Below are 25,651 nucleotides of genomic sequence, written 5' to 3'. Positions count from 1 at the left end.
ATGCAGCTCAAAAGGCTCGCCTCGTTCCTCGTCGTGCTTGCCGGTCTTGTGACCGCCTCGGTCTCGGCCTATGCCGCCGATCCCGAAAACACCATGATCATCACGCTGAAGGACGGCGACGTGACCATCGCGTTGCGGCCCGATCTGGCGCCCAAGCATGTCGCGCAGATCAAGAAGCTCGTGCGTGACCATGCCTATGACAATGTCGCTTTCCACCGCGTCATCGACGGCTTCATGGCGCAGACCGGCGACGTCAAGTTCGGCAACATGAAGAAGGGATTCAACTCCCAGGCCGTCGGCACCGGCGGTTCGGACCTGCCTGACCTGCCGGCCGAATTCTCGCAGACCGAGCACTATAAGCGCGGCGTGGTCGGCATGGCCCGCTCGCAAGATCCGAACTCCGCCAATTCGCAATTCTTCATCATGTTCGCGCCGGCGCCGCCGCTCGACGGCCAGTACACCATCGTCGGCAATGTCGTCGGCGGCATGGAGCTGGTGGACCACATCAAGAAGGGTGACGAGGCGGACAATGGTACGGTCTCCGACCCCGACCGGATGATCAAGGTGCGCATCGCCGCCGACAAGTAATTTCTGTTTTCTCAAAAGGATATCTGACATGGCCGAAATCAAGGACCGCGAGAACGCGCTCATCATGGAAACGACCAAGGGTAAGGTCGTGATCGAACTTTTCCCCGATCTGGCCCCCGGCCATGTCGCCCGCATCAAGGAACTGGCCAGGGAAGGCGCCTATGACGGCGTGGTCTTCCACCGCGTCATCGACGGCTTCATGGCGCAGACCGGCGACGTGAAGTTCGGCAATTCCTCGAAACCCACCTTCGCGCCGTCGCGCGCGGGCATGGGCGGCTCGGACAAGCCGGACCTTAAGGCTGAGTTCTCCAACGCCAACCATGGCCGCGGCACCTGCTCGATGGCCCGTTCACAAAATCCGAACTCGGCCAATTCGCAGTTCTTCATCTGCTTCGACGATGCCGCCTTCCTCAACCGCCAGTACACGGTCTGGGGTCAGGTCATCGAAGGCATGGACAATGTCGACAAGATCAAGCGCGGCGAACCGGTGGTCGATCCCGACAAGATCGTGACGTTGAAGGTCGCGGCCGACGTCAAGTAAGGCGAAACGACAATGATGGGCGTCGTCTGGTCGCTTCTCGGCATCCTGTCCGGCGCCTTCATTGCCATTCAGGCACCGATCAATTCGCAGCTTGCGCGCGGCCTGGGTCTCCCGGTCGCGGCGGCAGCGTTTTCGTTCCTGTCGGGCGCCATCGTGCTCGGCATCATCGCGGCCACCGTGGTGAAGCTGCAAGGCATTTCGCTCGAATGGAAGGCGCCGGCACCCTGGCTTTTCGTCGCCGGCGGCATGCTCGGCGGCTTCTATGTCACGCTCTCCACAATCCTGACGCCGCGCATCGGCGCCGCCGCCCTGATGGCGTTCCTGGTGGCCGGCCAGCTGCTCGCCGGCATGCTCATCGACCGCATCGGCTTCCTCGGCGTCGCGGTGCGTGAAATCTCGCTCGGCCGCGTCGCCGGCGCGGTGCTGCTGCTGGTCGGAGCGCTGCTCGTCCGGCTCTACTGATGCGCGTCGATCTCTTCGACTTCGACCTGCCGGAGGAGCGGATCGCGCTTCGCCCGGCGGAGCCGCGCGACAGCGCCAAGATGCTGGTGGTCAAACCGGGCGAGGCGCTCGGCGACCGCACAGTCGGCGACCTGCCATCCCTGCTCAGGGCCGGCGACGTGCTGGTGTTCAACGATACCAAGGTCATTCCGGCGCAGCTCAAAGGCATAAGGCGCCGCGGCGAAGCCCAGGCGCAGGTCGAGGCCACGCTGCATATGCGCGTGGCGCCGGATCGCTGGCTCGCCTTCATGCGGCCAGGCAAGCGCATTGCCGCCGGCGACCGCATCCATTTCGGCCATGACGGCAATTCCTGCTTCCTCGGCCAACTCGATGCCACGGTGATAGAGAAGGGCGAGGGCGGCGAAGCCTTGCTTGGCTTCGACCTGTCGGGGCCGTTCCTCGACGAGGCGCTGCACGCCGTCGGCCACATTCCGCTGCCGCCCTATATCGCTTCCAAACGCGACGACGACGAGCGCGACCGGGCCGACTACCAGACAATCTATGCTCGGGAGGAAGGCGCTGTTGCGGCGCCCACGGCGGGCCTGCATTTCACACCGGAGCTGTTTGCGGCTCTCGACGCCAAAGGGGTAGAGCGCCACTTCGTCACTCTCCACGTTGGTGCGGGCACGTTCCTGCCGGTCAAGGCAGACGACACCGCCGACCACAAGATGCATGCCGAGATCGGCTCAGTCAGCGCGGCAACCGCCGATGCGCTGAACGCGGCCAAGGCAAGAGGCGGGCGCATCGTCGCCGTCGGCACGACCTCGCTGCGCCTGCTGGAGAGCGCGGCGCGTGAAGACGGGACGGTGCCTGCGTGGTCCGGGCCGACGGATATATTCATCACGCCCGGCTACCGCTTTCGCACCGCGGACATGCTGATGACCAATTTCCATCTGCCGCGCTCGACGCTGTTCATGCTGGTTTCGGCCTTCAGCGGCCTCGACACGATGCGTGCGGCCTATGCGCATGCGATTGCCAACCGCTACAGGTTCTACTCCTATGGAGACGCAAGCCTGCTTTATCGAGCGGAGACGAGCGATGGATGATGACCTGGAAACCCTCGGTCGCGATGCCCTGATCGCCGAGGTGAAGAAACTGCGCGCCGGCATTCGCGCTCATCGCGACACGTCAGGCCATGATCTCTGCTGGCATCACCCCGATTTGTGGGATCTGCTGCCGGAAAAGACCGAGCCGTCGATCGCGGTGCCGCCCTGGCCCAAATTCATGCGCGGCTGCATCCAATACCGCCAGTCGCTCGACAGACAGGCGCCTGACGCGCCGATCCACGACAAGGAATTCAATGGCTAAGCCGTTCAGCTTCAAGGTCCTTGCCACCGACGGCAAGGCGCGGCGCGGTGTCATCGACATGCCGCGCGGCGAAATCCGCACGCCTGCCTTCATGCCGGTCGGCACCGGCGGCACCGTCAAGACCATGTATATGGACCAGGTGCGCGGCGTCGGCGCCGACATCATCCTGGGCAACACCTATCACCTGATGCTGCGGCCCGGCGCCGAGCGTGTCGCGCGGCTTGGCGGATTGCATGAATTCGCGCGCTGGCCGCATCCGATCCTGACCGACAGCGGCGGCTTCCAGGTGATGTCGTTGTCGAAGCTCAGGAAACTGACCGAAAAGGGCGTCACGTTCCGCTCGCATATCGATGGCGCGCCCTATGAAATGTCGCCGGAGCGTTCGATCGAGATCCAGGGCCTGCTCGATTCCGACATCCAGATGCAGCTCGACGAATGCACGGCGCTGCCGGCCGACCTGAAGGAGATCGAGCGCGCCATGGAACTGTCGCTGCGCTGGGCCGAGCGCTGCAAGACGGCGTTCGGCGACCAACCGGGCAAGGCGATGTTCGGCATCGTGCAGGGCGGCGACAACGCGGCACTTCGGGTGCGCTCGGCGCAGGCGCTGAGCGCGATGGAGCTGAAGGGTTATGCGGTTGGCGGCCTGGCGGTCGGCGAGCCGCAAGCGGTGATGCTGGAAATGCTCGACATCACCTGTCCCGAACTGCCCGCGGACAAGCCACGCTATCTCATGGGTGTCGGCACGCCAGACGATATCCTGAAATCGGTGGCGCGCGGCATCGATATGTTCGACTGCGTGATGCCGACACGGGCCGGCCGGCACGGCCTGGCCTACACCAGGCGAGGCAAGGTCAATCTGCGCAACGCCCGCCATGCCGACGATCCGCGCCCGCTGGACGAGGAAAGCGATTGTCCCGCGGCGCGCGATTATTCGCGCGCCTATCTGCATCATCTGGTGCGCTCGCAGGAGGCACTGGGCGCCATGCTGCTGACCTGGAACAACCTGTCCTACTATCAGAAGCTGATGCAGGACATTCGCGCCGCGATCGAGACCGGCAGCTTCGAAGCGCGTGGGGCCGAGATCAAAGAGGGTTGGGCGAGGGGCGATATTCCCGTCCTGTAGAGCATGATCCCGAAAAGTGGAGACCGGTTTTCGGAAAAGATAATGCTCGAACAAGAAAGTCCTCACGTGTTCAGCGAGTTGGATGCGCGCAGGCTGCAGCCGGTGATCTGGAACGTGCCGTCGGGTTGCTGCTGCAGCGTATAGACCGCCTCATAATCCTTGCCGTCGGGGCCGACGATCAGCACCTGCTGGATAATCGAGCCCGGACCCGTCTGCTCGACCTTGCCGAAGGCATAGGACTGTGGCCTGCGCACCGGCGGGTAGCCATTGGTCACCATGTTCATGAAGGCGTCGACGGTCGGGAACACCTGCTTCACATTCGGGGCGGCGAAGCTGTAGGCCTTGGCGCCGTCATCGGCCAGCAACGCCTTCAACTGACCGTCGATGACGACCTGGCCTGCCTTGATTTCGGCATCGCCGGCAAAGGCCGAGGATGTGAAGAGGAATGGAATGACTGCGAATGCGAAAAAAGCGCGGCGCATGGCCTGTCTCCGTTGTCCCTCGGAATGGTCCCTCAAAAATAATGTCCGATGACGCACGATAACATACGCTCGGCGGTGCATCCCGGTTTCACCGATTGCGAATATTCGCCACCGGAATGTCCTGCCGGTTGCCGGGCTACGCGAGGCCGTGGCCAGGGTCCGTGCCGGCCAAGTGCGGATTCCAGTGCTTGAAAGGCCGCCTCCAGTCTGCCAGAAGGGCCGCTTGGACTTGGACGTTTAGCGGGACGAAGCCATGAAGGCGTTTTTCGTGCAGATCAAATGCGAGTTGGGCAAATCCTATGAGGTTGCCAGCGCGCTTGCCGATGCCGAGATCGCTTCGGAAATCTATTCCACCGCCGGCAATTACGACCTGCTCGCCAAATTCTATGTCGATGACGAGGAAGATGTCGGCCATTTCGTCAACGAGAAGGTGCAGATTCTCCCCGGCATCAAGGACACGTTCACGGTCGTCACCTTCCGCGCCTTCTAGCCGGGAAGGCATTTGCCCGGGCACGAGGCAAAGCCTGATCAAGGTCGTATTTCGACTGCCTCAATTTTAGGCAGCCGCAACATACTGATCGTCCGCATCTCCCAAATCACCGATTGCGCTTGATTTTCTTCGGCGACGCCAGTGAAATGGCGTCACAGGGGAGTATGCGATTGGCAGCGTTCGATGAAATGCTTCCGGAAGTTTCCGGATTGAGAAGACCGTATTCGGCTTATGATCGCTGGCTGAAGGAACAGGATCCAGCCAGACTTACCGAGAAGATGCAGGACGCCGAACGCGTCTTCCGCAAGACCGGCATCACCTTCGCCGTCTATGGCGAGCAGGAAGCCTCCGAGCGGCTGATCCCCTTCGACATCGTTCCGCGCATCATTTCAGGCAATGAGTGGCGGCGCCTGACGCAAGGCATCGAGCAGCGCGTGCAGGCGCTGAACGCCTTCCTCGACGACATTTACCATCGCCAGGAGATCCTGCGTGCAGGCCGCGTTCCCAGGGACCTGATCGCCAAGAACGAGGCGTTCCTGCCGGAGATGATCGGGGTGCGGCCGCCGGCCGGCGTCTACACCCACATCATCGGCGTCGATATCGTGCGCATCAGCGAGGACGAGTTCTACGTGCTGGAGGACAATGCGCGCACCCCGTCCGGTGTCTCCTACATGCTGGAGAACCGCGAGACGATGATGCAGCTGTTCCCCGAGCTGTTCCAGAAGATCAAGGTGCGGCCGGTGGAGAACTACCCGCAGCTGCTGCGCCAGTCGCTGGCGGCGGTTCGGCCGCAAAGCACCAAGGGCGCGCCGACCATCGCCGTGCTGACGCCCGGCAGCTTCAATTCCGCCTATTTCGAACACGCCTTCCTTGCCGACCAGATGGGCGTGCAACTGGTCGAGGGCCAGGATCTGCGCGTCGTCGACGGCCATGTGGCGATGCGCACGACCGAAGGCTACAAGCAGATCGACGTGCTGTACCGCCGCGTCGACGATTCCTTCCTGGACCCGCTGACCTTCCGACCGGATTCGGCCCTCGGCATACCCGGCATCATGGATGTCTATCGCGCCGGCAACATCACCATCGCCAACGCGCCGGGAACCGGTATCGCCGACGACAAGGCGATCTATTCCTACATGCCCGAGATCGTCGAATTCTACACCGGCCGCAAGGCGATCCTCGGCAACATCCCGACCTGGCGCTGTTCGGAGCCGGACAGCCTGAAATATGTGCTCGAGCACATCCAGGAACTGGTGATCAAGGAAGTGCACGGCTCCGGCGGCTACGGCATGCTGGTCGGACCGGCGGCGACCAAGAAAGAGTGCGAAGCCTTCGCCAAGAAACTGGCGGCGAAGCCTTCCAACTATATCGCCCAACCGACGCTGGCGCTGTCGACCTGCCCGATCCTGACCGACAAGGGGCTGGCGCCGCGCCACGTCGACCTCAGGCCTTACGTTCTGGTTTCCGACCGCATCCAGATCGTGCCCGGCGGCCTGACGCGCGTGGCGTTGAAGGAAGGCTCTCTGGTCGTGAACTCGTCGCAGGGCGGCGGAACGAAAGATACCTGGGTGTTGGATGATTGAGACGAGATGAGTGAGTAGGGAATAGTCGGTAGTGAGTAGTCAGCAGTAGAGGAGAAGCGCATGCCATATTCCATTGAAATTCAACTGTTTACTACTGACTACTCACTATTCCCTACTCACTAGCCCAAAGGGCCTTCCTATGCTTCTCGGCCGCACCGCCAACGGGCTCTACTGGATGAACCGCTATATCGAGCGGGCCGAAAACATGGCGCGGCTGGTCGATGCCGGCCTGCGCATGGCGCTGACCCGCACGCAAAGCGCGTCGGAGGAATGGAATTCGGTGCTGCTCAGCGCCGGCTCCGACGTGGCCTTCAAGCAGAAGTATTCGGACTATACGGCCGCCGATGTCGCTGATTTCCTTTTGCGCGACACCTCGAACCCGTCGAGCACTATGTCGTCGATCGAGACGGCCCGCAACAATGCCCGCATGGTGCGCACCGCGCTGACGCGCGAGACCTGGGAAAGCATCAACGAAGCCTGGATGTCGCTGAAGCGGATGCTGGCGAGGCCAATCGACGAGCGCGACCTGCCAAACGTCCTCGACGCCATCAAGCGCGAGACGGCGCTGATCCGCGGCTCGTTCTACGGCACCATGCTGCGCAACGAGATTTTCGACTTCTCGCAGCTCGGCACCTATGTCGAGCGCGCCGACAACACGGCGCGCATCCTCGACGTGAAATATTACGTGCTGCTGCCGTCGATCTCCTGGGTTGGTTCGACGCTCGACAACTATCAATGGGAATCGATCCTGCGCTCGGTGTCGGCGCACCGCTCCTACCGTTGGGTCTATGATGCGGACTACAAGCCGACCAACATCGCCGACTACCTGATCCTCAACGTCCGCATGCCGCGTTCATTGACCTTCTGCTACCGCTTCCTGTCCGAACATCTGAAGTTCCTGAGCGACGATTACGGCGAGCGCCACGCCTGCCACGCGACGGCGGAAAAAACGCAAGCCATGCTGAGGGCCGGGTCGATCAAGGATATATTCGACGCGGGTCTGCACGAGTTCCTCGCCGGGTTCATTCGCGACAACACCCGGCTCGGCGACGAGATCGCGCAGGATTACCGGTTTTATTGAGGACCTCATGCGGCTCAAGATCACCCACCGGACCGAATACCGCTACGACGCGCCGGTGCAATATCTGCTGCAGCGGCTGCGGCTGCTTCCGGTCAGCGGACAGACACAGACGGTGCTGTCCTGGGCGCTGAAGGTCGAAGGCGCGCGCGAGGAAGTGCGGTTTACCGATCACTACGGCAACGACACAAGGCTGTTGAGTGTCGAGGGTGACCGAGATTTCATCACGGTCGAGGCGTCCGGCGAGGTGGTGACGCGCGACACGTCAGGCGTTTGCGGGTCGCATCAGGGCTTTGCGCCGCTGTGGCTGTTCGCGCAGGAAACGCCCTTGACCACCATCGGCGGCGGCATCCGCAAGCTGGCCGAAGCGGTCGGCACGGGCACCGATATCGAACGGCTGCACCGGCTGATGGCCATGATCGGCGAGCGCGTCGCCTACACGCCAGGCACAACCAATGCGACCACACCGGCCGAAGCGGCGTTGGCGCTGAAGACCGGGGTTTGCCAGGACCATAGCCATATCTTTGCCGCCGCCGCGCGCGCCATGGGATTTCCGTCGCGCTACGTCTCCGGCTATCTGATGATGGATGCTGTCGAGCAGGCGGCAAGCCATGCCTGGGCTGAAGCGCATGTTCCGGGTCTCGGCTGGGTTGCCTTCGACCCAGCCAATGGTATTTCTCCCGACGAGCGTTATGTGAAGGTGGCGACCGGCCGCGACTACCGCGACGCCTCGCCGGTGTCGGGAATTCGACTGGGACAGGCGGAAGAACGGCTTGCGGTCACCGTCACGGTAGAGCAGTAATCCCGCAAGGATTAGTGCCAGAAGAGATTCCATGACCTATTGCGTCGGCCTGAAGATCGATCGCGGGCTCGTGTTCATGTCGGACACGCGCACCAATGCCGGCATGGATTCGATCTCGACCTTCAAGAAGATGCATGTCTGGGAACAGCCGGGTGAGCGCGTCATCGTCCTGATGTCGGCCGGCAATCTGGCGACGACGCAGGCCGTGGTCAGCCTGCTCGACGAACGCACCAAGGCGGTGACCGACCGCCACGAGAAATTGCTCGAGACACCATCCATGTACCAGACGGTGCGATTGGTGGGCGACACGGTGAAAGAAGTGATCGCGCAATCGTCTCCCGCCGGCGAGAAGGCCGATTCCTATTTCAACGCCTCCTTCATCCTCGGCGGGCAGATCTTGGGCAGTCCGCCGCGGCTGTTCATGATCTATCCCGAGGGCAATTTCATCGAATCGACCGACGACACGCCGTTCTTCCAGATCGGCGAGACCAAATACGGCAAGCCGATTATCATCCGCGCCTATGAGCGGACGATGAGCCTGGCCGAGACGGTGAAGCTGCTGCTGGTGTCGTTCGATTCGACACTCAAGTCCAACCTGTCGGTCGGCTTGCCGCTCGACCTGCTGTTCCTGGAGAAGGACGCCTTCAAGGTCGGCCTGAAGAAGCGGATTGCTCAGGACGACCAGTATTACCGCACCATCTCTGACGGCTGGTCGAATGCGCTGAAGAGCGCCTTTGCCAGCCTGCCGGATTTTCCGGGGTGATGCATGCCGCCCAAAAGTGGCCCCGGTTTTGGGCGAACGACATGCACAAGAACAAGGATCTAAAGCGCATCCGCTTGGATCCTATCAAGCGATGCGCTTTAGGGCGCTTGCCGTAGCGCCAGCGCTTGCATCTATTTCACATGTTAATTATTGATGGAATTTGAGAGCCGGGCGAGGAGTGCCGGCATTGCATTCGTGTCGGGAGGACAGGATGAACAATGACGAGTTCCGGCAGTGGTCGCGGCGCGCCGCCGACTGGGGCGCCGACTATCGCAATTCATTGCGCGAGCGGCCGGTGCGGCCGCTGGTCGAACCGGGTGACATTTTCAGGAGCATTGAGGCCTCGCCGCCGGAAGACGCTGAACCGATGGACAGGATCTTCGCCGACTTCGAAGAGAAGATCGTGCCGGGCATGACGCATTGGCAGCACCCGCGCTTCTTCGCCTATTTCCCGGCCAATGCGGCGCCGGTTTCGGTGGTGGCTGAGTATCTCGTCTCCGCAATGGCCGCGCAGTGCATGCTTTGGCAGACCTCGCCGGCGGCGACCGAACTTGAGACCCGCGCCGTCGACTGGATGCGCCAGGCACTTGGTCTTCCCGAGGGATTTTCCGGCGTCATCCAGGATTCGGCTTCGTCGGCGACACTCAATGCCGTGCTGACCATGCGCGAGCGGGCGCTGGATTGGCAAGGCAACAAAATGGGGTTGGCCGGGCAGGGCCAGTTGCGCATCTATTCCTCGGATCAGGTGCACACGTCGATCGACAGGGCGATCTGGGTGTCGGGCATCGGCGAGGACAATCTGGTGCGCATTCCGGTCTCCGGCCCCTTTCGCGCCATGGATACCGCCGCCCTGGAGGCGGCCATCGTGGCCGACCGGCAAGCCGGCCTGCTGCCGGCGGGCATCATCGCTTGCGTCGGCGGTACCAGCACCGGCGGCACGGACGACATTGCGGCGGTCGCCGAGGTCGCCAAGCGGCATGGACTGTATCTTCATGTCGATGCGGCCTGGGCCGGATCGGCGATGATCTGCCCCGAGTACAGGCACTTCTGGACCGGTGTCGAAGGTGCCGATTCGATCGTCTTCAATCCGCACAAATGGCTGGGCGCACAGTTCGACTGCTCGATCCAGTTCCTGCGCGACCCCGAAAGCCATGTCAGGACGCTGGCCATCAAGCCGGACTATCTGAAAACCCACGGTCATGACGGCATCATCAACTATTCCGAATGGTCGGTGCCGCTTGGCCGGCGCTTCCGAGCCCTGAAACTGTGGTTCCTGCTGCGCGCCCACGGGCTGGAAAACCTGCGCGCCATGATCCGCAACCATGTGAACTGGAGCGAGGGCCTTGCCGGGCGGCTGGCAAAGGAGTCGGATTTCGAGATCGTCAGCGAACCGATGCTGTCGCTGTTTTCGTTCCGGCACAGGGCGCCCTCAAGCGCCGATGCCGACGCGCACAATCTGCGGCTCGTCAATGCGATCAACGACGATGGCCGCATCTACCTGACGCAGACGAGGGTCGACGGGCAGGTGGCAATCCGCTTCCAGGTCGGCCAGTTCGAGGCGACCGCTAGCGATGTCGATGCGGCTTTTGCCGTCATCACCGAAATCGCGCGCGGCCTGGCCTGACAGGCCCATGTAGGATTGCGCTGGAGTTTGCCTTTGCAATCAGGTGATTTCCCTTAGCCGGCTTATGCCTTTTCATTGCTTTCGTTTTCGGCTATAGACAAGAAAAACGAAAACGGGAGGCCGCCCATGTATCTGTCGCCACGCCATGCCGAGATCATCCAGATGGCCAAGGACCATGGCCGCGTGCTGGTCGACGATCTGGCCACGCGTTTCAACGTGACGCCGCAGACCATTCGCAAGGATCTCAATGATCTCTGTGACCAGCGCCTGCTTTCCCGCATTCATGGCGGCGCATTGTTCCCGTCCGGTATCGAGAACATGGAGTATGAGGCGAGGCGCAAGATCGCTGCGGACGAGAAGGAAGCCATCGGCCGCGCGGCGGCAAGGTTGATCCCCGACAACGCCTCGCTGTTCATCAATATCGGCACCACGACGGAGGCGGTCAGCAAGGCGTTGCTCGACCATAACGGCCTGATGGTGATCACCAATAATATCAATGTTGCCAATAGGATGCGTATATATCCTTCGATCGAGGTGGTGATTGCCGGCGGGGTGGTGCGCGGGTCGGATGGCGGCGTCGTCGGCGAGGCAGCGGTCGATTTCATCAGGCAGTTCAAGGTCGACTACGCCGTTATCGGCGCCTCGGCCATCGACCATGACGGCGCCTTGCTCGACTTCGATTTTCGCGAGGTGAAGGTGGCGCAGGCGATCATTGCCAATGCCAGGCATGTGATTCTGGTCTCCGACCAGACCAAGTTCGAGCGCACGGCGCCGGTGCGCATCGGTCACCTGTCGCAGGTCAACACCTTCATCACCGACCGCTGCGACATCCCCTCGGTGCGCAAGATCTGCCAGGAGGCCGAGGTTCAGCTGATCGAGACGTCGCTGGGGTGAGGCCCTTTCCCAATCGTCTCACGGGTTTGTTATATATTTCGTTTGACATTCGTTATGAGTTCGAAATAATTCCGTCACGGTTTCGCAAAAGACCAAAAATGGTGCAATGCGAAATCGTGGAGGAGTTAAGTGGACACGTCTTCAGTCCGGGACATTTTCGTCATAGGTGGCGGTATCAACGGCTGCGGCATAGCCCGCGATGCAGTTGGGCGCGGGTTTTCGGTTTTTCTCGCCGAGATGAACGACCTCGCCAGCGGAACCTCCTCCGGTTCCACCAAGCTGATCCATGGCGGCCTGCGCTATCTCGAATTCTACGAGTTCCGCCTGGTGCGCGAGGCGCTGATGGAGCGCGAGGTTCTGTGGAAGAACGCGCCGCACATCATCTGGCCGATGCGCTTCGTGCTGCCCTATGCCAAGGGGCTGCGTCCGGCCTGGCTGATCCGGCTCGGCCTGTTCCTGTACGACCACATTGGCGGACGAAAATTGCTGCCGGCGACCAGGACGCTCGACATGGCGAGCGATCCGGCTGGCAAGCCTTTGAAGCCGTTGTTCAAAAAGGCGTTCGAATATTCTGACGGCTGGGTCAACGATGCGCGGTTGGTGGCGCTCAACGCACGCGATGCCGCCGATCGTGGCGCAACGATCCGGACCCGCACGAAGGTGGTCGGCGCGCGCCGCGAAAACGGCCTTTGGACAATCAAGATCGAGAACCTGCGGAGCGGAGAAACGGAAGAGATCAAGGCGCGGCTGCTGGTCAATGCCGCCGGACCTTGGGTCGATCATGTACTTTCCGGCGTCGTCGGCCAGAACGACGTGCACAATGTCCGCCTGGTGCAGGGCAGCCATATCGTCATCGCCAAGAAGTTCGACGATCCGCGCGCCTATTTCTTCCAGAACAAGGATGGTCGCATCATTTTCGCCATCCCCTACGAGGACGAGTTCACGCTGATCGGCACCACCGACCGGGATTATCCCGGCGATCCGCACGATGTGAAGATCAGCGACACCGAGATCGATTATCTCTGCGCCGCGGCCAGTGAGTATTTCGCGCAACCCGTCAAGCGTTCGGACATCGTCTGGACCTATTCGGCTGTCCGTCCGCTCTACGATGACGGCGCCTCCAAGGCGCAGGAAGCGACACGCGACTACGTGCTCAAGGCCGATGGCGGTGAGGGTGCAGCCCCGATCGTCAATGCTTTCGGCGGCAAGATCACCACCTATCGCCGGCTGTCGGAATCGATGCTGGAAAAGATCGAGGGTTTTCTCGGCAAGCGCGGCAAGCCGTGGACATCGGACGCGCCGTTGCCGGGCGGCGATTTCCCGGCGACCGGGTTCGACGCACAGGTGGCGAAGCTGAAGACAGCCTATCCTTTCCTCGATGCGCGCCTCGCCCGGCGGTTGACGCGGCTCTACGGGACGCGGGCCCAGCGTCTGCTTGGTCTTGCCAAGTCGAATGCCGAGCTCGGCCGCAGTTTCGGCGGCGATCTCTATGAGGCCGAAGTGCGCTATCTCGTTGAAAATGAGTGGGCCGTCACATCAGAGGATGTACTGTGGCGTCGCACAAAGCGCGGCCTGCATCTCAACCGCGAGCAGGTGGCGGCACTCGATGAATTCATGCGCGGCATAAGCCGGCGGCATGTCGCGGCTGCCGAATGAAGAGGGTTTGAGCTGATGCGGAAAGCCTGGGAGGAGGCGTCATGCTGGAACTGAGAAACGTCACCAAGACGGTCGGTGCGACCGAGCATATCCGCGACGTGTCGCTGACGCTTCAGCACGGCTCGCTCAACGTGCTGCTCGGGCCGACGCTTTCCGGCAAGACCAGCCTGATGCGGCTGATGGCCGGCCTGGATCTGCCGACCTCCGGCTCGGTCTGGTTCGACGGCCAGGATGTCACCGGCGTGCCGGTGCAGAAGCGCAAGATCGCCATGGTCTACCAGCAGTTCATCAACTATCCGGCGATGACCGTCTATGAGAACATCGCCTCGCCGCTCCGGGTGGCCGGCGCGGAGCAAGGCAAGATCGACAGCCAGGTGCGCGAGGCCGCGGCGCTGCTGAAGCTGACGCCCTATCTCGACCGCACCCCGCTCAGCCTGTCGGGAGGCCAGCAGCAGCGCACCGCACTGGCGCGCGCCATCGTCAAGAATGCCAGCCTGGTGCTGCTCGACGAGCCGCTTGCCAATCTCGACTACAAATTGCGCGAGGAACTGCGGGCCGAACTGCCGAGGATCTTCGCCGCCGCCGGCACCATCTTCGTCTACGCCACGACAGAGCCGCATGAGGCGCTGCTGCTCGGCGGCAACACGGCAACGCTGTCGGAAGGCCGCATCACGCAGTTCGGACCGACCATCGACGTCTTCCGCAAACCGGTCGACCTGGTGACGGCTCGGACCTTCGCCGATCCGCCCCTCAACACCATCGTGCTGGCCAAGAAGGGCGCCGACTTCCTGCTCGAAGGCGGGGTGAAGCTGCCGGTGCCGCCCGAACTCGTCGGCATTGCCGATGGCAATTACACGATCGGTTTTCAGCCGCACCATCTTTCGCTCGAACGGCCCAATGCCAGCGCAGTGCCAGTGCGGGCCAAGGTGACCATCACGGAAATCACCGGGTCGGAGAGCTTCATCCATCTCGATTTTGCCGACGTGCGCTGGGTCATGCTGACCCACGGCATCCGGGATTTCGAGACCGACGAAGTGGTCGAGGTGTTCATCGATCCGCGTCACATCATGGTCTTCGACGAGCACGGCCGCGCCGTGACCGCGCCGAAGCTGGCGGCTTGAGGAGGGCGATATGGCGCGCATCGACGTCAACCATGTCAGGCATTCCTACCTGCCGAACCCGCAGAAGGATGCCGATTTCGCGCTCAGGGAAGTGCACCACACATTCGAGGATGGCGGCGCCTATGCGCTTCTCGGCCCATCCGGCTGCGGCAAGACCACGCTGCTCAACATCATTTCGGGCTTGCTGCATCCCTCGCACGGCCAGTTGCTGTTCAACGGCAGGGACGTGACCAATCTGTCGACGCAGGAGCGCAACATCGCGCAGGTGTTTCAGTTTCCGGTCATCTACGACACCATGACCGTCTACGACAATCTGGCCTTTCCGCTGCGCAATCGCGGCGTGCCGGAGGCCGATGTCGACCGCAAGGTGCGCGAGACGCTGGAGATGATCGATCTGGCGTCCTGGGCCAGGAAGAAGGCGAGGGGCCTGACCGCCGACCAGAAGCAGAAAATCTCGCTCGGCCGCGGCCTGGTGCGCTCCGACGTCAACGCCATCCTGTTCGACGAGCCGTTGACCGTCATCGACCCGCATATGAAGTGGGTGCTGCGCTCGCAATTGAAGCAGCTGCATCGCCGCTTCGGCTACACCATGGTCTATGTCACCCACGACCAGACCGAGGCGCTGACCTTCGCCGACCAAGTCGTGGTGATGTATGATGGCGGCATCGTCCAGATCGGCACGCCGGCGGAACTGTTCGAACGGCCGCGCCACACTTTTGTCGGCTATTTCATCGGCTCGCCCGGCATGAACGTCATGCCGGTGGCGATCGACGGCAGGACGGCGACGCTCGGGTCGCAGCGGATCGAACTGCCGGGCGCGCCGAAGGCCGACAGCGGCGCCATCGAACTTGGCATCCGCCCCGAATATGTGCGGCTCGGCCGCGACGGCATGGCCGTTTCGATCAGCAAGGTCGAGGATGTCGGGCGCCACAAGGTGGTGCGCGCCAAGCTGGAAGGCAGGGACATCGCTGCCGTCATCGGTGAGGACGAGACCGTGCCAGCCGAACCGAAGGTGCGGTTCGATCCGGCCGGCATCAACATCTATGCCGATTCCTGGCGTGTCGAGATGGGGGCATAGATGGACAAGACCTGGAACAACAAGGCCTGGTTCCTCGTGCTGCCGGTGCTGGTGCTGGTAGCCTTCACCGCCGTCGTCCCGCTGATGACGGTCGTCAACTATTCGGTGCAGGACACATTCGGCAACAATGTCTTCACCTGGGCCGGCACCGAATGGTTCGAGGAACTGCTGTCGTCCAGCCGCTTCTGGGAAGCGATGGTCCGCAACCTGATCTTTTCCTTCGTCATCCTGGCGATTGAGGTGCCGCTCGGCATCTTCATCGCGCTCAACATGCCGAAGAAGGGCTGGGGCGTGCCGGTCTGCCTGGTGCTGATGTCGCTGCCACTGCTGATCCCGTGGAACGTCGTCGGCACCATCTGGCAGGTGTTCGGACGCAACGACATCGGACTGTTGGGCTATTACCTCAACGCGATCGGCATCGACTACAATTACGTGCAGGATCCGTTCGATGCCTGGGTGACGATCATCGTCATGGATGTCTGGCACTGGACCAGCCTCGTCGTGCTGCTCTGCTACGCCGGACTGGTCTCGATCCCCGATGCCTTCTACCAGGCGGCCAAGATCGACGGGGCCTCGCGCTGGGCGGTGTTCCGCTACATCCAGCTGCCGAAGATGCAGCGCGTGCTTTTGATCGCCGTGCTGCTGCGCTTCATGGACAGTTTCATGATCTACACCGAACCGTTCGTCGTCACCGGCGGCGGGCCGGGCAACTCGACGACCTTCCTGTCGATCGACCTCGTCAAGACGGCGCTCGGCCAGTTCGACCTTGGCCCGGCGGCCGCCATGTCGCTGGTCTACTTCCTCATCATCCTGTTGTTGTCATGGGTGTTCTACACCGTGATGACCAATTACGACGCGGAGCGCTGAAATGGCTGGCGCCAATGAACGAACCGAGCGCAATGCGATGAACGGGACTGCTTCGGGAGGTCTCGCCGGTACGCTGTCGCAGAGCGATCTCGACAGGCGCATGCGCCGGCGCGGCGAGGAATCGCGCTGGTGGTGGATCGTGCCGACGCTCTACATCATCGTACTTTTGCTGCCGATCTACTGGCTCATCAATATGAGCTTCAAGACCAATGCCGAGATCGTCAACTCGATGACGCTCTACCCGCACGCGCCGACAATCGCCAACTACGTCACCATCTTCACCGAGAAGGCCTGGTACTCCGGCTACATCAACTCGATCACCTATGTGGTCATGAACATGGTGATTTCGGTATCGGTGGCGCTGCCGGCGGCCTATGCCTTCTCGCGCTACCGCTTCCTTGGCGACAAGCATCTGTTCTTCTGGCTGCTGACCAACCGCATGGCGCCGCCAGCGGTGTTCGCGCTGCCGTTCTTCCAACTCTACTCGGCCTTCGGGCTTATCGACACGCATATCGCCGTGGCGCTGGCGCATTGCCTGTTCAACGTTCCGCTGGCGGTGTGGATTCTCGAGGGCTTCATGTCGGGCGTGCCGAAGGAAATCGACGAGACCGCCTATATCGACGGCTATTCCTTCCCGCGCTTCTTCGTAAAAATCTTCATGCCGCTGATCGCGAGCGGCATCGGTGTCGCCTGCTTCTTCTGCTTCATGTTCTCGTGGGTCGAATTGCTGATCGCACGCACGCTGACCACAACCGACGCCAAGCCGATCGCCGCCACCATGACGCGCACCGTTTCGGCCGCAGGCATGGATTGGGGCCTGCTCGCCGCCGCCGGCGTGCTGACGCTGATCCCCGGCGCGCTCGTCATCTGGTTCGTGCGAAATTATATCGCCAAGGGCTTTGCCCTGGGGAGGGTATGATCATGAACCTAGATCTCTCCTGGATGGCGTGGACGTGGCCGACGGCGGCCTTCTTCGCGACTGTTCTGCTGTTGCTGTGCGGCATGGCGGCCTGGGAATACGCCTCGCCGGGCGGCAATCCGCGCGTCGGCATCCTGCGCTTCGAGACGACGCGCGGCGATCGTCTTTTCCTGTCGCTGCTTGGCAGCGCCTTTATTCATCTCGCTTGGCTGGGTCTCGTTGGATCCAACCTGTGGTGGGCTCTCGCTCTCTCCGTGGTCTACGCCATCGGCGTGTTCCGCTACGTATAGAGGGGGATACTGTTGGAGCGGCCGCATGCCGGCGACCGCACCAGATCGCACTTCAAACCTGAAACAGTGGAGGAAACACATGCGACGGCAATTTTTAACATCAACAACGGCCCTTGTCCTGTTGCTCGGCGTCGGCAATGCCTATGCCGGGATGGATGAGGCAAAAGCCTTTTTGGACAAAGAGATAGGCGGCGTGTCGACGCTTTCCCGCGCCGACCAGGAAAAGCAAATGCAGTGGTTCATCGACGCGGCCAAGCCCTTCGCCGGCATGGAAATCAAAGTCGTGTCTGAAACCTTGACCACCCACCAGTACGAGTCTCAGGTGCTGGCACCGGCCTTTACCGCCATCACCGGCATCAAGGTCACGCATGACGTCATCCAGGAAGGCGACGTCGTCGAGAAGATCCAGACCCAGATGCAGACCGGCCAGAACATCTATGACGGCTGGGTCAACGATTCCGATCTGATCGGCACCCACTGGCGTTACCAGCAGGTGCGCAACCTGACCGACTGGATGGCGGGCGAAGGCAAGGACGTCACCGATCCGATGCTCGACGTCGACGACTTCATCGGCACGAAGTTCACCACCGCGCCGGACAAGAAACTCTACCAACTGCCCGACCAGCAGTTCGCGAACCTCTACTGGTTCCGTTACGACTGGTTCAACGATGAGAAGAACAAGGCCGACTTCAAGGCCAAGTACGGCTATGATCTCGGCGTGCCGGTCAACTGGTCGGCTTATGAGGATATCGCCGAATTCTTCACTGGCCGCGACGTCAACGGCAAGAAGGTCTATGGCCACATGGACTACGGCAAGAAGGACCCGTCGCTCGGCTGGCGGTTCACGGACGCCTGGCTGTCGATGGCCGGCAATGGCGACAAGGGCCTGCCGAACGGTGTGCCGGTCGACGAATGGGGCATTAAGGTCGATGCGAATTCGCGGCCTGTCGGCTCGTGCACCGCGCGCGGCGGCGACACCAATGGACCAGCATCGGTCTATGCCATCCAGAAGTATCTTGATTGGCTGAAAGCCTATGCGCCGCCGGAAGCCCAGGGCATGACCTTCTCCGAATCCGGCCCCGTGCCGTCGCAAGGCAATGTCGCTCAGCAGATCTTCTGGTACACCGCCTTCACCGCCGACATGGTCAAACCCGGCCTGCCGGTCATGAACGAGGACGGCACGCCGAAGTGGCGCATGGCGCCGTCTCCGCACGGCTCCTACTGGAAGGACGGCATGAAGCTCGGCTATCAGGACGTCGGCTCCTGGACGCTGATGAAGTCGACGCCGACCGACCGCGCCAAGGCCGCCTGGCTTTATGCCCAGTTCGTCACCTCGAAGACCGTCGATGTGAAGAAGAGCCAGGTTGGCCTGACCTTCATTCGCGACTCCACCATCCATGACAAGAGCTTCACCGAACGTGCGCCGAAGCTCGGCGGTCTGATCGAGTTCTATCGCTCGCCGGCCCGTGTGCAGTGGACGCCGACCGGTACCAACGTGCCGGACTATCCGAAGCTGGCTCAGCTCTGGTGGCAGAACATCGGTGACGCATCGTCTGGTGCCAAAACACCGCAGGAAGCCATGGACTCGCTCTGCGCCGATCAGGAAAAAGTCATGGCACGTATCGAGAAATCCGGTGTCCAGGGCGACATCGGACCGAAGATGGCCGAAGAGCATGACCTTGCTTACTGGAACGCCGACGCGGTCAAGGGCGGCAATCTGGCGCCTCAGCTGAAGCTCGAGAAGGAGAAGGACAAGCCGATCACCATCAACTACGACGAACTGGTGAAGAGCTGGCAGAAATAGGACTGCCCTATGCGGGCGCTCGCGCCCGTGTGAAATTGGGGGAGGCGGCATGTTGCCGTCTCCCCTGTTTGTGTGAAGGCGGAGGACGCAATGAGCGGTTTTGTGCTGGCAATCGACCAGGGAACGACATCGACCCGGGCGATCCTGTTTGACGGTGAGATGAAAGTCGCCGGCAGCGGGCAGAAGGAATTCACCCAGCACTATCCGGCCTCGGGCTGGGTCGAGCATGACCCGGAAGAGATCTGGGCAAGCGTCGTGACGACCGTGAAGGCTGCGCTGAAGAATGCTGGCCGCGAAGGATCTGATGTCGCCGCCATCGGCATCACGAACCAACGCGAGACCGTCGTGATCTGGGACAGGGCGACCGGCAAGCCGATCCACAACGCCATCGTCTGGCAGGATCGGCGCACCGCGCCGCTCTGCCAGAAACTGAAGAAGCAGGGGCTGGAGAAGAATTTCACGCGCAAGACCGGCCTTCTGCTCGATCCCTATTTCTCGGGCACCAAGATCGCCTGGATGCTGGACAAGGTGAAGGGGGCGAGGAAGCGTGCCGAGAAGGGCGAGCTGCTCGCCGGCACGATTGACAGCTTTTTGATCTGGCGGCTGACCGGCGGCAAGCTCCACGCCACCGATGCCACCAACGCTTCGCGCACGCTGGTCTACAACATCGAGAAAAATGTCTGGGACGACGAGCTACTGGCCATCCTGCGCATTCCCCCCGCGATGCTGCCCGAAGTGAAGGATTGCGCAGATGACTATGGCGTCACGGAGAAGAATCTCTTCGGCGCCGCAATAAGGATTCTCGGCGTTGCCGGCGACCAGCACGCCGCGACCATCGGCCAGGCCTGCTTCGAGCCGGGCATGATGAAATCCACCTATGGCACCGGCTGCTTCGCGCTGCTCAACACCGGCGGCGATCTGGTGCGTTCGAAGAACCGGCTCTTGACCACCATCGCCTATCGGCTGAACGGCAAGACCACCTATGCCCTGGAAGGCTCGATCTTCATTGCCGGCGCTGCCGTGCAATGGCTGCGGGACGGCATCAAGGTGATCGGCAAGGCCGAGCAGAGCGGCAAACTCGCTGATGAAGCCGATCCGACGCAAAACGTCTATCTGGTGCCGGCCTTTGTCGGTCTCGGCGCGCCGCATTGGGACGCCGAGGCGCGCGGCGCGATTTTCGGACTGACACGCAATTCCGGTCCTGCGGAGTTCGCGCGCGCCGCCCTGGAGGCAGTCGCCTATCAGACCCGCGACCTGCTCGACGCCATGCGCAAGGACTGGAAGGGCACTTCGGCGAAAACGGTGCTGAGGGTCGATGGCGGCATGGTCGCGTCGGACTGGACCATGCAGCGGCTGGCCGACATTCTCGATGCTCCCGTCGATCGCCCGACCATCCTCGAGACGACCGCGCTGGGTGCGGCCTGGCTTGCCGGTTCGAAGGCTGGTGTCTGGCCCAAGGCGAAGGAATTCGCCAAGAGCTGGGCGCTCGAGCGGCGGTTCAAGCCGGAGATGGATAGCGCCACGCGATCCACCAAGCTGGCAGGCTGGCGCGATGCTGTGCGCAGGACTCTGAGCGTGTCATAACGGTCACCACAGGAACGGACTTGAGGTGGGGGACATGCAGCCAGACTGGTATCCTGCTTGGCGGGACGAGGCTTTTGAACAGCTGACCGCGAAGAATGCCATTTTGGAGAAGGAGTTTCGCCTCGGCCGCTGGCCGCGCTATGACTATGACCTGACGACCGGCAGGCTTTTGTTTTCGGACAATGGTGCCGTCAAGGTCGTTGCCGAGATTCAGATTGCTGGCTCGACAAGCGCCAAGGCCGGCAACTGGCTTTGGGCGTGGTCGAATTCCAACTTGCCCAACGAACTTCTTGCCGACGCCAATCGCGTTCGTTCCTTCGGCGAGGAGAATGATATTGCCGAACTTCAGCAGGCTTTTGTGACCGACACGACAGATGACCTGGAAGCACTCGGCTGGGAACTGGCCGCTGCAATGGTGCGAGTCTGCGACGCGCTCGGAGCCTATCGCTCTCCGCGCGGAGAAGGTGGAGGCCTTTATCTGATACTCAAAAGCGCAAGCTGGACCAACTGACAGGAAACTTCATTCCGTTGACCGGGATGCTGAAAGTCTCAACGAAAAGGCCCGCGCCATTTCCAACGCGGGCCTTGTAATCAGACTTGCCAGCCACTGACACTCATCCCTGGGTCAGTAAGGCGAACGGCACTCCTGGCGCGGTCCGTAGTTCGGCTGGAATGTGTTGTCCGAAGCACGATAGCTGCGATAGCGGTCGTAGCACCACTGCACATGCGCATTGCCTTCGGAGACGCGGTTGTTCTCGCTGTTGACGATGGCACCCGTAATCAGCGCGCCAGTCGCGAAAGCTGCCAGCGGGAACCAGTAGTCGCCGTGGCGGCGATAGCCGCGATGATATTCGCGATAGCCGCGATGGCCATTCCAATAGGCGTCGCCGTTACGCGCGAAGTTACGATTGCCGTCGAAATGGCGGTTCTTCATCCACGGCTTGTAATCGACCGTCTGCACATCACTCGAAGCCGCCTGCGGCACCAACATCTGTGAGGCATTGGCAGGCAGAGCAGTCGCGGCAAACGAAGCCGACAGGGTGGTCGCCAGCATACCCGATACGATCTTGTTCATGACCTTCTCCTTCGAAAGCGTGATTGACGTCCCTTGAGGCGAGACAACGGGTGGTCTTTGGGGAAGGTTCCTCGCTAAATCCCAAGTTGATGAATTGTAATGTTTCTCCGACCTCCCACCAGCGCCGACGTGGGGTGACGCCAGCGCTTCGCCGGGGGCGTTGCGCCGTTGATCGAAGCAGGCGGAGTGCCACAGTGGGAATGCTTGCGCGGTATGGCTTGCGGATGCTCTTTTTCCGGTTGACCGGTCGAGGCACTCTCCCTATGTTCCGCGCAATTTCGAGGGCCGCCCTTTCGCGCCCGCGGGAGCGCGTAGCTCAGCCGGTAGAGCAACTGACTTTTAATCAGTAGGTCATGGGTTCGAATCCCATCGCGCTCACCAATATTTCAATGAAATCAATAAATTACACGAGGCTGACGGGATTGTTTTGCCACAGCGCCGCATTTGTGTCCGCGTAGTGCCCGTAAGGAGAGGTGGCTAAGCTTGCCATTGGCCGTCAATGGTCGTGCAAGTCCTTCGACACGCTAGAGTTCTTCAAATCGGACGCTTCGACCCTCACCTGCTGTTCAAGTCGGGGCTGTTCAAGTCGGGCCTTGCCTCGATCCATTCGGCGCCGGTAACGGAGCACTATCAGCGGCACCACAACCCGCTAGGTCGTTCAGGAGCAGTGAATGTCAGCATTCGCGGGTGGGCCTCCCGACCGAGCATGCCCAACCTTCATTCCTTGGTCGCACCGATGGCGGCATTTGCGGTGAATCAATGCAGCGCTGTCCGCGGCCTCCATAGATGTCGCGAGCGCAGGCATGTTGCGAAGGACGCGAAATCTCATGAAGCCAATAGCATGTCTCTGCATGGCGACATACCCGGAGGCGCGCGCGCTCGAGGACACGGATACGTAAGGTTGCGAAGCGATGAACGGAAAGCGTGCACACGCGTTGGTGTCCATTCCCCGCGGATCGACGAACACAAGCCCATGTCGCGCTCCGGCGACAGGGCGCCAACAGGATGGGAGCCAGACATGACCGAGCATAGGACGATACCAGCTTCCGGCGGCCTTCGGTCGGATCGCGAGCTGCATGATATCGATGCCTATTGGCGCGCAGCCAACTATCTGACGATCGGCCAGATCTACCTGCTCGACAATCCGCTGCTGCGCGAACCGTTGCGGCTTGAGCACGTCAAGCCGCGTCTCCTCGGCCACTGGGGAACGTCGCCCGGATTGAGTTTCATCTATGCCCACCTCAATCGCGTCATCCGGCTCAGGGACGCGAATGTGATCTATATCTGCGGACCCGGTCATGGCGGCCCGGCAATGGTGGCGAATACCTATCTGGAAGGCACCTACAGCGAGCTCAATCCGGACATTGCGATGGACGAGCAGGGGATGCGCAAGCTGTTCCGGCAGTTCTCGTTTCCCGGCGGCATACCGAGCCATGCCGCACCGGACGTGCCGGGCTCGATCCATGAGGGCGGCGAGTTGGGCTATTCGCTTTCGCACGCCTATGGCGCGGCCTTTGACAATCCTGATCTCATCGTTGCCTGCGTCGTCGGTGACGGTGAAGCAGAAACCGGACCGTCGGCGGCCGCGTGGCACTCCAACAAATTCCTCAACCCGACGCGCGACGGGGCCGTGCTGCCGATCCTGCATCTCAACGGCTATAAGATCGCCAATCCAACTATACTGGCCCGCATTCCCGAAGAGGAATTGCGCGCGCTGTTTGCCGGCTACGGCTATGAGCCGCTGTTCGTGGAAGGCCACGAGCCGGTCCTGATGCATGAGCGGATGGCGAGCGTGCTCGACGATGCGTTTGATCGCATCAAGCTTATCCAGCATGCCGCGCGCAACGGACTAGCCCCGACCGAGCCAAGACCAAAATGGCCGATGATCGTGCTGCGCAGCCCTAAGGGGTGGACCGGGCCGAAAGAGGTCGACGGCCTGAAGACAGAGGGCTTCTGGCGCTCGCACCAGGTTCCATTGTCGGGCCTTGCCGAAAACCCCGCGCATCTCAAGCTGCTTGAGGAGTGGCTGAGAAGCTACCGGCCCGAGGAACTGTTCGACGCCGCTGGCGCTCCTGTCGCTTCGATCCGCGCCACGGCCCCGCAGGCAACGAAACGAATGAGTGCCAACCCGCACGCCAATGGCGGGCTGCTGCGCAGGTCCCTCGAACTGCCCGGGTTGCATGACCACGCCATTGCGGTCGAGCGCCCCGGCGCCATCAAGGCCGAGTCGACGCGGGCGATGGGCAGCTTCCTGCGGGACGTCATGCGGTTGAATGAGGCCGCGAAGAACTTCCGCATCGTCGGCCCGGACGAGACTGCCTCAAACCGTCTTCAGGACGTGTTTGAAGTCACCGAGCGCGGCTGGATGGAAAAGATTCTGCCCGAAGACGTTCATCTCGGGCGCGACGGCCGAGTTCTCGAAATCCTCTCCGAGCACACCTGCCAGGGCTGGCTGGAAGGCTACCTGCTCACCGGGCGCCACGGCCTGTTTTCCTGCTACGAGGCGTTTATCCACATCGTCGATTCCATGTTCAACCAGCATGCGAAATGGCTGGATGCCTGCCGCGAGATCCCGTGGCGCCGGCCGATCGCATCGCTGAACTATCTGTTGTCCAGCCATGTCTGGCATCAGGAACATAACGGCTTCAGCCATCAGGACCCTGGTTTCATCGACGTCGCCCTCAACAAGAAGGCCGACATCGTACGGGTCTACCTGCCACCGGACGCCAACACCTTGCTGTGCGTGACCGACCATGTGCTGCAGACCTGGAACCGCATCAACGTCATCGTCGCAGGCAAGCCGCCGTCATGGCAGTGGCTGCCGATGGACAAGGCGATCGTTCACTGCCGGGCAGGGATCGGCATCTGGGACTGGGCGTCGACGGACGATGGGGCTGAGCCCGACGTCGTGATGGCTTGCGCCGGCGACGTCCCGACCCTCGAAACGCTGGCCGCCGTGCAGATCCTCAGGCAACAGGCTCCCGACCTCAGGATCAGGGTGGTCAATATCGTCGACCTGATGACGCTTCAGCCGAAGGAATATCATCCGCACGGTCTGTCGGATCGTGATTTCGATGCGCTGTTCACCCCGGATAAACCGGTCATCTTTGCCTATCATGGCTATCCCTGGACCATTCACCGCCTGACCTATCGGCGCACCAACCATGACAACATCCATGTGCGCGGCTACAACGAGGAAGGGACGACGACGACCCCTTTCGATATGACGGTGCTGAACGGCCTTGACCGCTTTCATATCGTCCAAAGCGTCCTCGACTGGGTTCCGCGACTGAAGGGCATGCGGGTCAGCCTGAAGCAGGCGATGGACAGCAAGCTGCTTAAACATCGAGCCTATATTCGCGCCCATGGGCAGGACATGCCGGAGATCCTTGACTGGAAGTGGGGACAGGATGCTGATGCGGCGCCGAAGCGTCCGGATTGAACGGACACCCGTTCGCAAGCGCATGGGAACGGCAACAT

25 protein-coding genes and 1 tRNA gene are annotated in these 25,651 nt (G+C 61.6%); 24 read left to right on the top strand and 2 right to left on the bottom strand.

Features of this window, described 5'->3' with window-relative positions:
* From FJV80_RS15435 to tgt, 6 genes are read left to right on the top strand one after another with little or no spacing between them, the layout of a single operon-like run.
* Positions 1-588 carry a peptidylprolyl isomerase gene (locus tag FJV80_RS15435; RefSeq protein WP_095789706.1) on the top strand — a complete coding sequence of 196 codons (588 nt, stop codon included), beginning with the start codon at positions 1-3 and terminating at the stop codon, positions 586-588.
* 28 nt (positions 589-616) lie between these two features.
* Positions 617-1,129 carry a peptidylprolyl isomerase gene (locus tag FJV80_RS15430; protein ID WP_095775391.1) on the top strand — a complete coding sequence of 171 codons (513 nt, stop codon included), beginning with the start codon at positions 617-619 and terminating at the stop codon, positions 1,127-1,129.
* Positions 1,130-1,141: 12 nt separating this feature from the next.
* A complete protein-coding gene (locus FJV80_RS15425; protein WP_095775392.1) occupies positions 1,142-1,591 on the top strand; it encodes a DMT family transporter in 450 nt (149 codons plus the stop codon).
* A complete protein-coding gene (queA, locus tag FJV80_RS15420) occupies positions 1,591-2,676 on the top strand; it encodes a tRNA preQ1(34) S-adenosylmethionine ribosyltransferase-isomerase QueA (protein ID WP_142876825.1) in 1,086 nt (361 codons plus the stop codon). The genes FJV80_RS15425 and queA overlap by 1 nt, the downstream gene beginning before the upstream one ends.
* Positions 2,669-2,938: a hypothetical protein gene (locus FJV80_RS15415; protein WP_095789709.1), complete on the top strand. Its 270-nt coding sequence runs from the start codon at positions 2,669-2,671 to the stop codon at positions 2,936-2,938. The genes queA and FJV80_RS15415 overlap by 8 nt, the downstream gene beginning before the upstream one ends.
* On the top strand, positions 2,931-4,061 hold the full coding sequence (tgt, locus tag FJV80_RS15410; RefSeq protein WP_142876824.1) for a tRNA guanosine(34) transglycosylase Tgt: 1,131 nt from the start codon (positions 2,931-2,933) through the stop codon (positions 4,059-4,061). The genes FJV80_RS15415 and tgt overlap by 8 nt, the downstream gene beginning before the upstream one ends.
* A 62-nt stretch (positions 4,062-4,123) precedes the next feature.
* Here the strand turns inward: tgt and FJV80_RS15405 are convergent, their stop codons facing one another.
* On the bottom strand, positions 4,124-4,543 hold the full coding sequence (locus FJV80_RS15405; RefSeq protein ID WP_142876823.1) for a DUF4864 domain-containing protein: 420 nt from the start codon (positions 4,541-4,543) through the stop codon (positions 4,124-4,126).
* 253 nt (positions 4,544-4,796) lie between these two features.
* On the opposite strand from FJV80_RS15405, the gene FJV80_RS15400 reads away from it, so the two are divergent.
* The 16 genes from FJV80_RS15400 to FJV80_RS15325 all read left to right on the top strand — a co-directional run bounded on the left by FJV80_RS15400 (position 4,797) and on the right by FJV80_RS15325 (position 21,607).
* Positions 4,797-5,033, top strand: a complete 237-nt coding sequence (locus FJV80_RS15400) for an Lrp/AsnC family transcriptional regulator (RefSeq protein WP_010909609.1) — start codon at positions 4,797-4,799, stop codon at positions 5,031-5,033.
* A gap of 170 nt (positions 5,034-5,203) precedes the next feature.
* Complete coding sequence (locus tag FJV80_RS15395) at positions 5,204-6,616, top strand: circularly permuted type 2 ATP-grasp protein (RefSeq protein WP_185975214.1); 1,413 nt, start codon at positions 5,204-5,206, stop codon at positions 6,614-6,616.
* A 139-nt stretch (positions 6,617-6,755) separates the two neighbouring features.
* The gene (locus FJV80_RS15390) at positions 6,756-7,697 is read left to right on the top strand and encodes an alpha-E domain-containing protein (RefSeq protein WP_095775397.1); all 942 of its coding nucleotides are present in this window, start codon (positions 6,756-6,758) and stop codon (positions 7,695-7,697) included.
* A gap of 7 nt (positions 7,698-7,704) precedes the next feature.
* On the top strand, positions 7,705-8,496 hold the full coding sequence (locus FJV80_RS15385) for a transglutaminase family protein (RefSeq protein ID WP_142876821.1): 792 nt from the start codon (positions 7,705-7,707) through the stop codon (positions 8,494-8,496).
* A gap of 31 nt (positions 8,497-8,527) precedes the next feature.
* Complete coding sequence (locus FJV80_RS15380; protein WP_010909605.1) at positions 8,528-9,259, top strand: peptidase; 732 nt, start codon at positions 8,528-8,530, stop codon at positions 9,257-9,259.
* 211 nt (positions 9,260-9,470) lie between these two features.
* Entirely contained in the window at positions 9,471-10,883 is a 1,413-nt protein-coding gene (locus tag FJV80_RS15375) for an aspartate aminotransferase family protein (RefSeq protein WP_142876820.1), read from the top strand.
* A gap of 126 nt (positions 10,884-11,009) precedes the next feature.
* Positions 11,010-11,777, top strand: coding sequence for a DeoR/GlpR family DNA-binding transcription regulator (locus FJV80_RS15370; RefSeq protein WP_095775440.1), 768 nt, complete (start codon positions 11,010-11,012; stop codon positions 11,775-11,777).
* A 129-nt stretch (positions 11,778-11,906) separates the two neighbouring features.
* Positions 11,907-13,433 carry a glycerol-3-phosphate dehydrogenase gene (gene glpD / locus FJV80_RS15365; RefSeq protein WP_095775400.1) on the top strand — a complete coding sequence of 509 codons (1,527 nt, stop codon included), beginning with the start codon at positions 11,907-11,909 and terminating at the stop codon, positions 13,431-13,433.
* A 41-nt stretch (positions 13,434-13,474) separates the two neighbouring features.
* Positions 13,475-14,554, top strand: coding sequence for an ABC transporter ATP-binding protein (locus FJV80_RS15360; protein ID WP_142876819.1), 1,080 nt, complete (start codon positions 13,475-13,477; stop codon positions 14,552-14,554).
* A 10-nt stretch (positions 14,555-14,564) separates the two neighbouring features.
* A complete protein-coding gene (locus tag FJV80_RS15355; RefSeq protein ID WP_095775402.1) occupies positions 14,565-15,632 on the top strand; it encodes an ABC transporter ATP-binding protein in 1,068 nt (355 codons plus the stop codon).
* Positions 15,633-16,499 carry a sugar ABC transporter permease gene (locus FJV80_RS15350; protein WP_142876818.1) on the top strand — a complete coding sequence of 289 codons (867 nt, stop codon included), beginning with the start codon at positions 15,633-15,635 and terminating at the stop codon, positions 16,497-16,499.
* A gap of 1 nt (position 16,500) precedes the next feature.
* On the top strand, positions 16,501-17,418 hold the full coding sequence (locus FJV80_RS15345; RefSeq protein WP_095775403.1) for a carbohydrate ABC transporter permease: 918 nt from the start codon (positions 16,501-16,503) through the stop codon (positions 17,416-17,418).
* A 2-nt stretch (positions 17,419-17,420) separates the two neighbouring features.
* Complete coding sequence (locus FJV80_RS15340) at positions 17,421-17,708, top strand: DUF2160 domain-containing protein (RefSeq protein WP_038652733.1); 288 nt, start codon at positions 17,421-17,423, stop codon at positions 17,706-17,708.
* Between the two features lie 79 nt (positions 17,709-17,787).
* Entirely contained in the window at positions 17,788-19,512 is a 1,725-nt protein-coding gene (locus FJV80_RS15335) for an ABC transporter substrate-binding protein (protein ID WP_095775404.1), read from the top strand.
* A 90-nt stretch (positions 19,513-19,602) separates the two neighbouring features.
* Positions 19,603-21,096: a glycerol kinase GlpK gene (glpK, locus tag FJV80_RS15330; protein WP_142876817.1), complete on the top strand. Its 1,494-nt coding sequence runs from the start codon at positions 19,603-19,605 to the stop codon at positions 21,094-21,096.
* A gap of 34 nt (positions 21,097-21,130) precedes the next feature.
* Positions 21,131-21,607 (top strand): DUF6882 domain-containing protein, encoded by a 477-nt coding sequence (locus tag FJV80_RS15325; RefSeq protein WP_142876816.1) that lies wholly within the window; start codon positions 21,131-21,133, stop codon positions 21,605-21,607.
* A gap of 114 nt (positions 21,608-21,721) precedes the next feature.
* Here FJV80_RS15325 and FJV80_RS15320 read toward each other — a convergent pair whose 3' ends face one another.
* On the bottom strand, positions 21,722-22,171 hold the full coding sequence (locus FJV80_RS15320) for a BA14K family protein (RefSeq protein WP_142876815.1): 450 nt from the start codon (positions 22,169-22,171) through the stop codon (positions 21,722-21,724).
* Between the two features lie 305 nt (positions 22,172-22,476).
* Between FJV80_RS15320 and FJV80_RS15315 the strand changes: the two genes are divergently transcribed.
* Positions 22,477-22,552, top strand: a tRNA-Lys gene (locus FJV80_RS15315).
* Between the two features lie 637 nt (positions 22,553-23,189).
* Positions 23,190-25,613, top strand: coding sequence for a phosphoketolase family protein (locus tag FJV80_RS15310; protein WP_095775408.1), 2,424 nt, complete (start codon positions 23,190-23,192; stop codon positions 25,611-25,613).
* The last annotated feature ends 38 nt before the right edge of the window (positions 25,614-25,651 follow it).

The organism is Mesorhizobium sp. WSM4310 (assembly GCF_007003935.1).
GTDB lineage: Bacteria > Pseudomonadota > Alphaproteobacteria > Rhizobiales > Rhizobiaceae > Mesorhizobium.
This window is presented reverse-complemented; position numbering and strand designations above follow the sequence as displayed.

What these genes read in the sequence shown, in the direction of transcription:
- FJV80_RS15335 (WP_095775404.1), top strand. Translation starts at nt 17,788, where the DNA reads ATGCGACGGCAATTTTTAACATCAACAACGGCCCTTGTCCTGTTGCTC.
- FJV80_RS15370 (WP_095775440.1), top strand. Translation starts at nt 11,010, where the DNA reads ATGTATCTGTCGCCACGCCATGCCGAGATCATCCAGATGGCCAAGGAC.
- glpK (WP_142876817.1), top strand. Translation starts at nt 19,603, where the DNA reads ATGAGCGGTTTTGTGCTGGCAATCGACCAGGGAACGACATCGACCCGG.
- FJV80_RS15435 (WP_095789706.1), top strand. Translation starts at nt 1, where the DNA reads ATGCAGCTCAAAAGGCTCGCCTCGTTCCTCGTCGTGCTTGCCGGTCTT.
- FJV80_RS15430 (WP_095775391.1), top strand. Translation starts at nt 617, where the DNA reads ATGGCCGAAATCAAGGACCGCGAGAACGCGCTCATCATGGAAACGACC.
- FJV80_RS15340 (WP_038652733.1), top strand. Translation starts at nt 17,421, where the DNA reads ATGAACCTAGATCTCTCCTGGATGGCGTGGACGTGGCCGACGGCGGCC.
- queA (WP_142876825.1), top strand. Translation starts at nt 1,591, where the DNA reads ATGCGCGTCGATCTCTTCGACTTCGACCTGCCGGAGGAGCGGATCGCG.
- FJV80_RS15415 (WP_095789709.1), top strand. Translation starts at nt 2,669, where the DNA reads ATGGATGATGACCTGGAAACCCTCGGTCGCGATGCCCTGATCGCCGAG.
- FJV80_RS15385 (WP_142876821.1), top strand. Translation starts at nt 7,705, where the DNA reads ATGCGGCTCAAGATCACCCACCGGACCGAATACCGCTACGACGCGCCG.
- FJV80_RS15360 (WP_142876819.1), top strand. Translation starts at nt 13,475, where the DNA reads ATGCTGGAACTGAGAAACGTCACCAAGACGGTCGGTGCGACCGAGCAT.
- FJV80_RS15400 (WP_010909609.1), top strand. Translation starts at nt 4,797, where the DNA reads ATGAAGGCGTTTTTCGTGCAGATCAAATGCGAGTTGGGCAAATCCTAT.
- FJV80_RS15405 (WP_142876823.1), bottom strand. Translation starts at nt 4,543, where the DNA reads ATGCGCCGCGCTTTTTTCGCATTCGCAGTCATTCCATTCCTCTTCACA.
- FJV80_RS15425 (WP_095775392.1), top strand. Translation starts at nt 1,142, where the DNA reads ATGATGGGCGTCGTCTGGTCGCTTCTCGGCATCCTGTCCGGCGCCTTC.
- FJV80_RS15380 (WP_010909605.1), top strand. Translation starts at nt 8,528, where the DNA reads ATGACCTATTGCGTCGGCCTGAAGATCGATCGCGGGCTCGTGTTCATG.
- tgt (WP_142876824.1), top strand. Translation starts at nt 2,931, where the DNA reads ATGGCTAAGCCGTTCAGCTTCAAGGTCCTTGCCACCGACGGCAAGGCG.
- FJV80_RS15320 (WP_142876815.1), bottom strand. Translation starts at nt 22,171, where the DNA reads ATGAACAAGATCGTATCGGGTATGCTGGCGACCACCCTGTCGGCTTCG.
- FJV80_RS15325 (WP_142876816.1), top strand. Translation starts at nt 21,131, where the DNA reads ATGCAGCCAGACTGGTATCCTGCTTGGCGGGACGAGGCTTTTGAACAG.
- FJV80_RS15345 (WP_095775403.1), top strand. Translation starts at nt 16,501, where the DNA reads ATGGCTGGCGCCAATGAACGAACCGAGCGCAATGCGATGAACGGGACT.
- FJV80_RS15390 (WP_095775397.1), top strand. Translation starts at nt 6,756, where the DNA reads ATGCTTCTCGGCCGCACCGCCAACGGGCTCTACTGGATGAACCGCTAT.
- FJV80_RS15310 (WP_095775408.1), top strand. Translation starts at nt 23,190, where the DNA reads ATGACCGAGCATAGGACGATACCAGCTTCCGGCGGCCTTCGGTCGGAT.
- FJV80_RS15375 (WP_142876820.1), top strand. Translation starts at nt 9,471, where the DNA reads ATGAACAATGACGAGTTCCGGCAGTGGTCGCGGCGCGCCGCCGACTGG.
- FJV80_RS15350 (WP_142876818.1), top strand. Translation starts at nt 15,633, where the DNA reads ATGGACAAGACCTGGAACAACAAGGCCTGGTTCCTCGTGCTGCCGGTG.
- FJV80_RS15355 (WP_095775402.1), top strand. Translation starts at nt 14,565, where the DNA reads ATGGCGCGCATCGACGTCAACCATGTCAGGCATTCCTACCTGCCGAAC.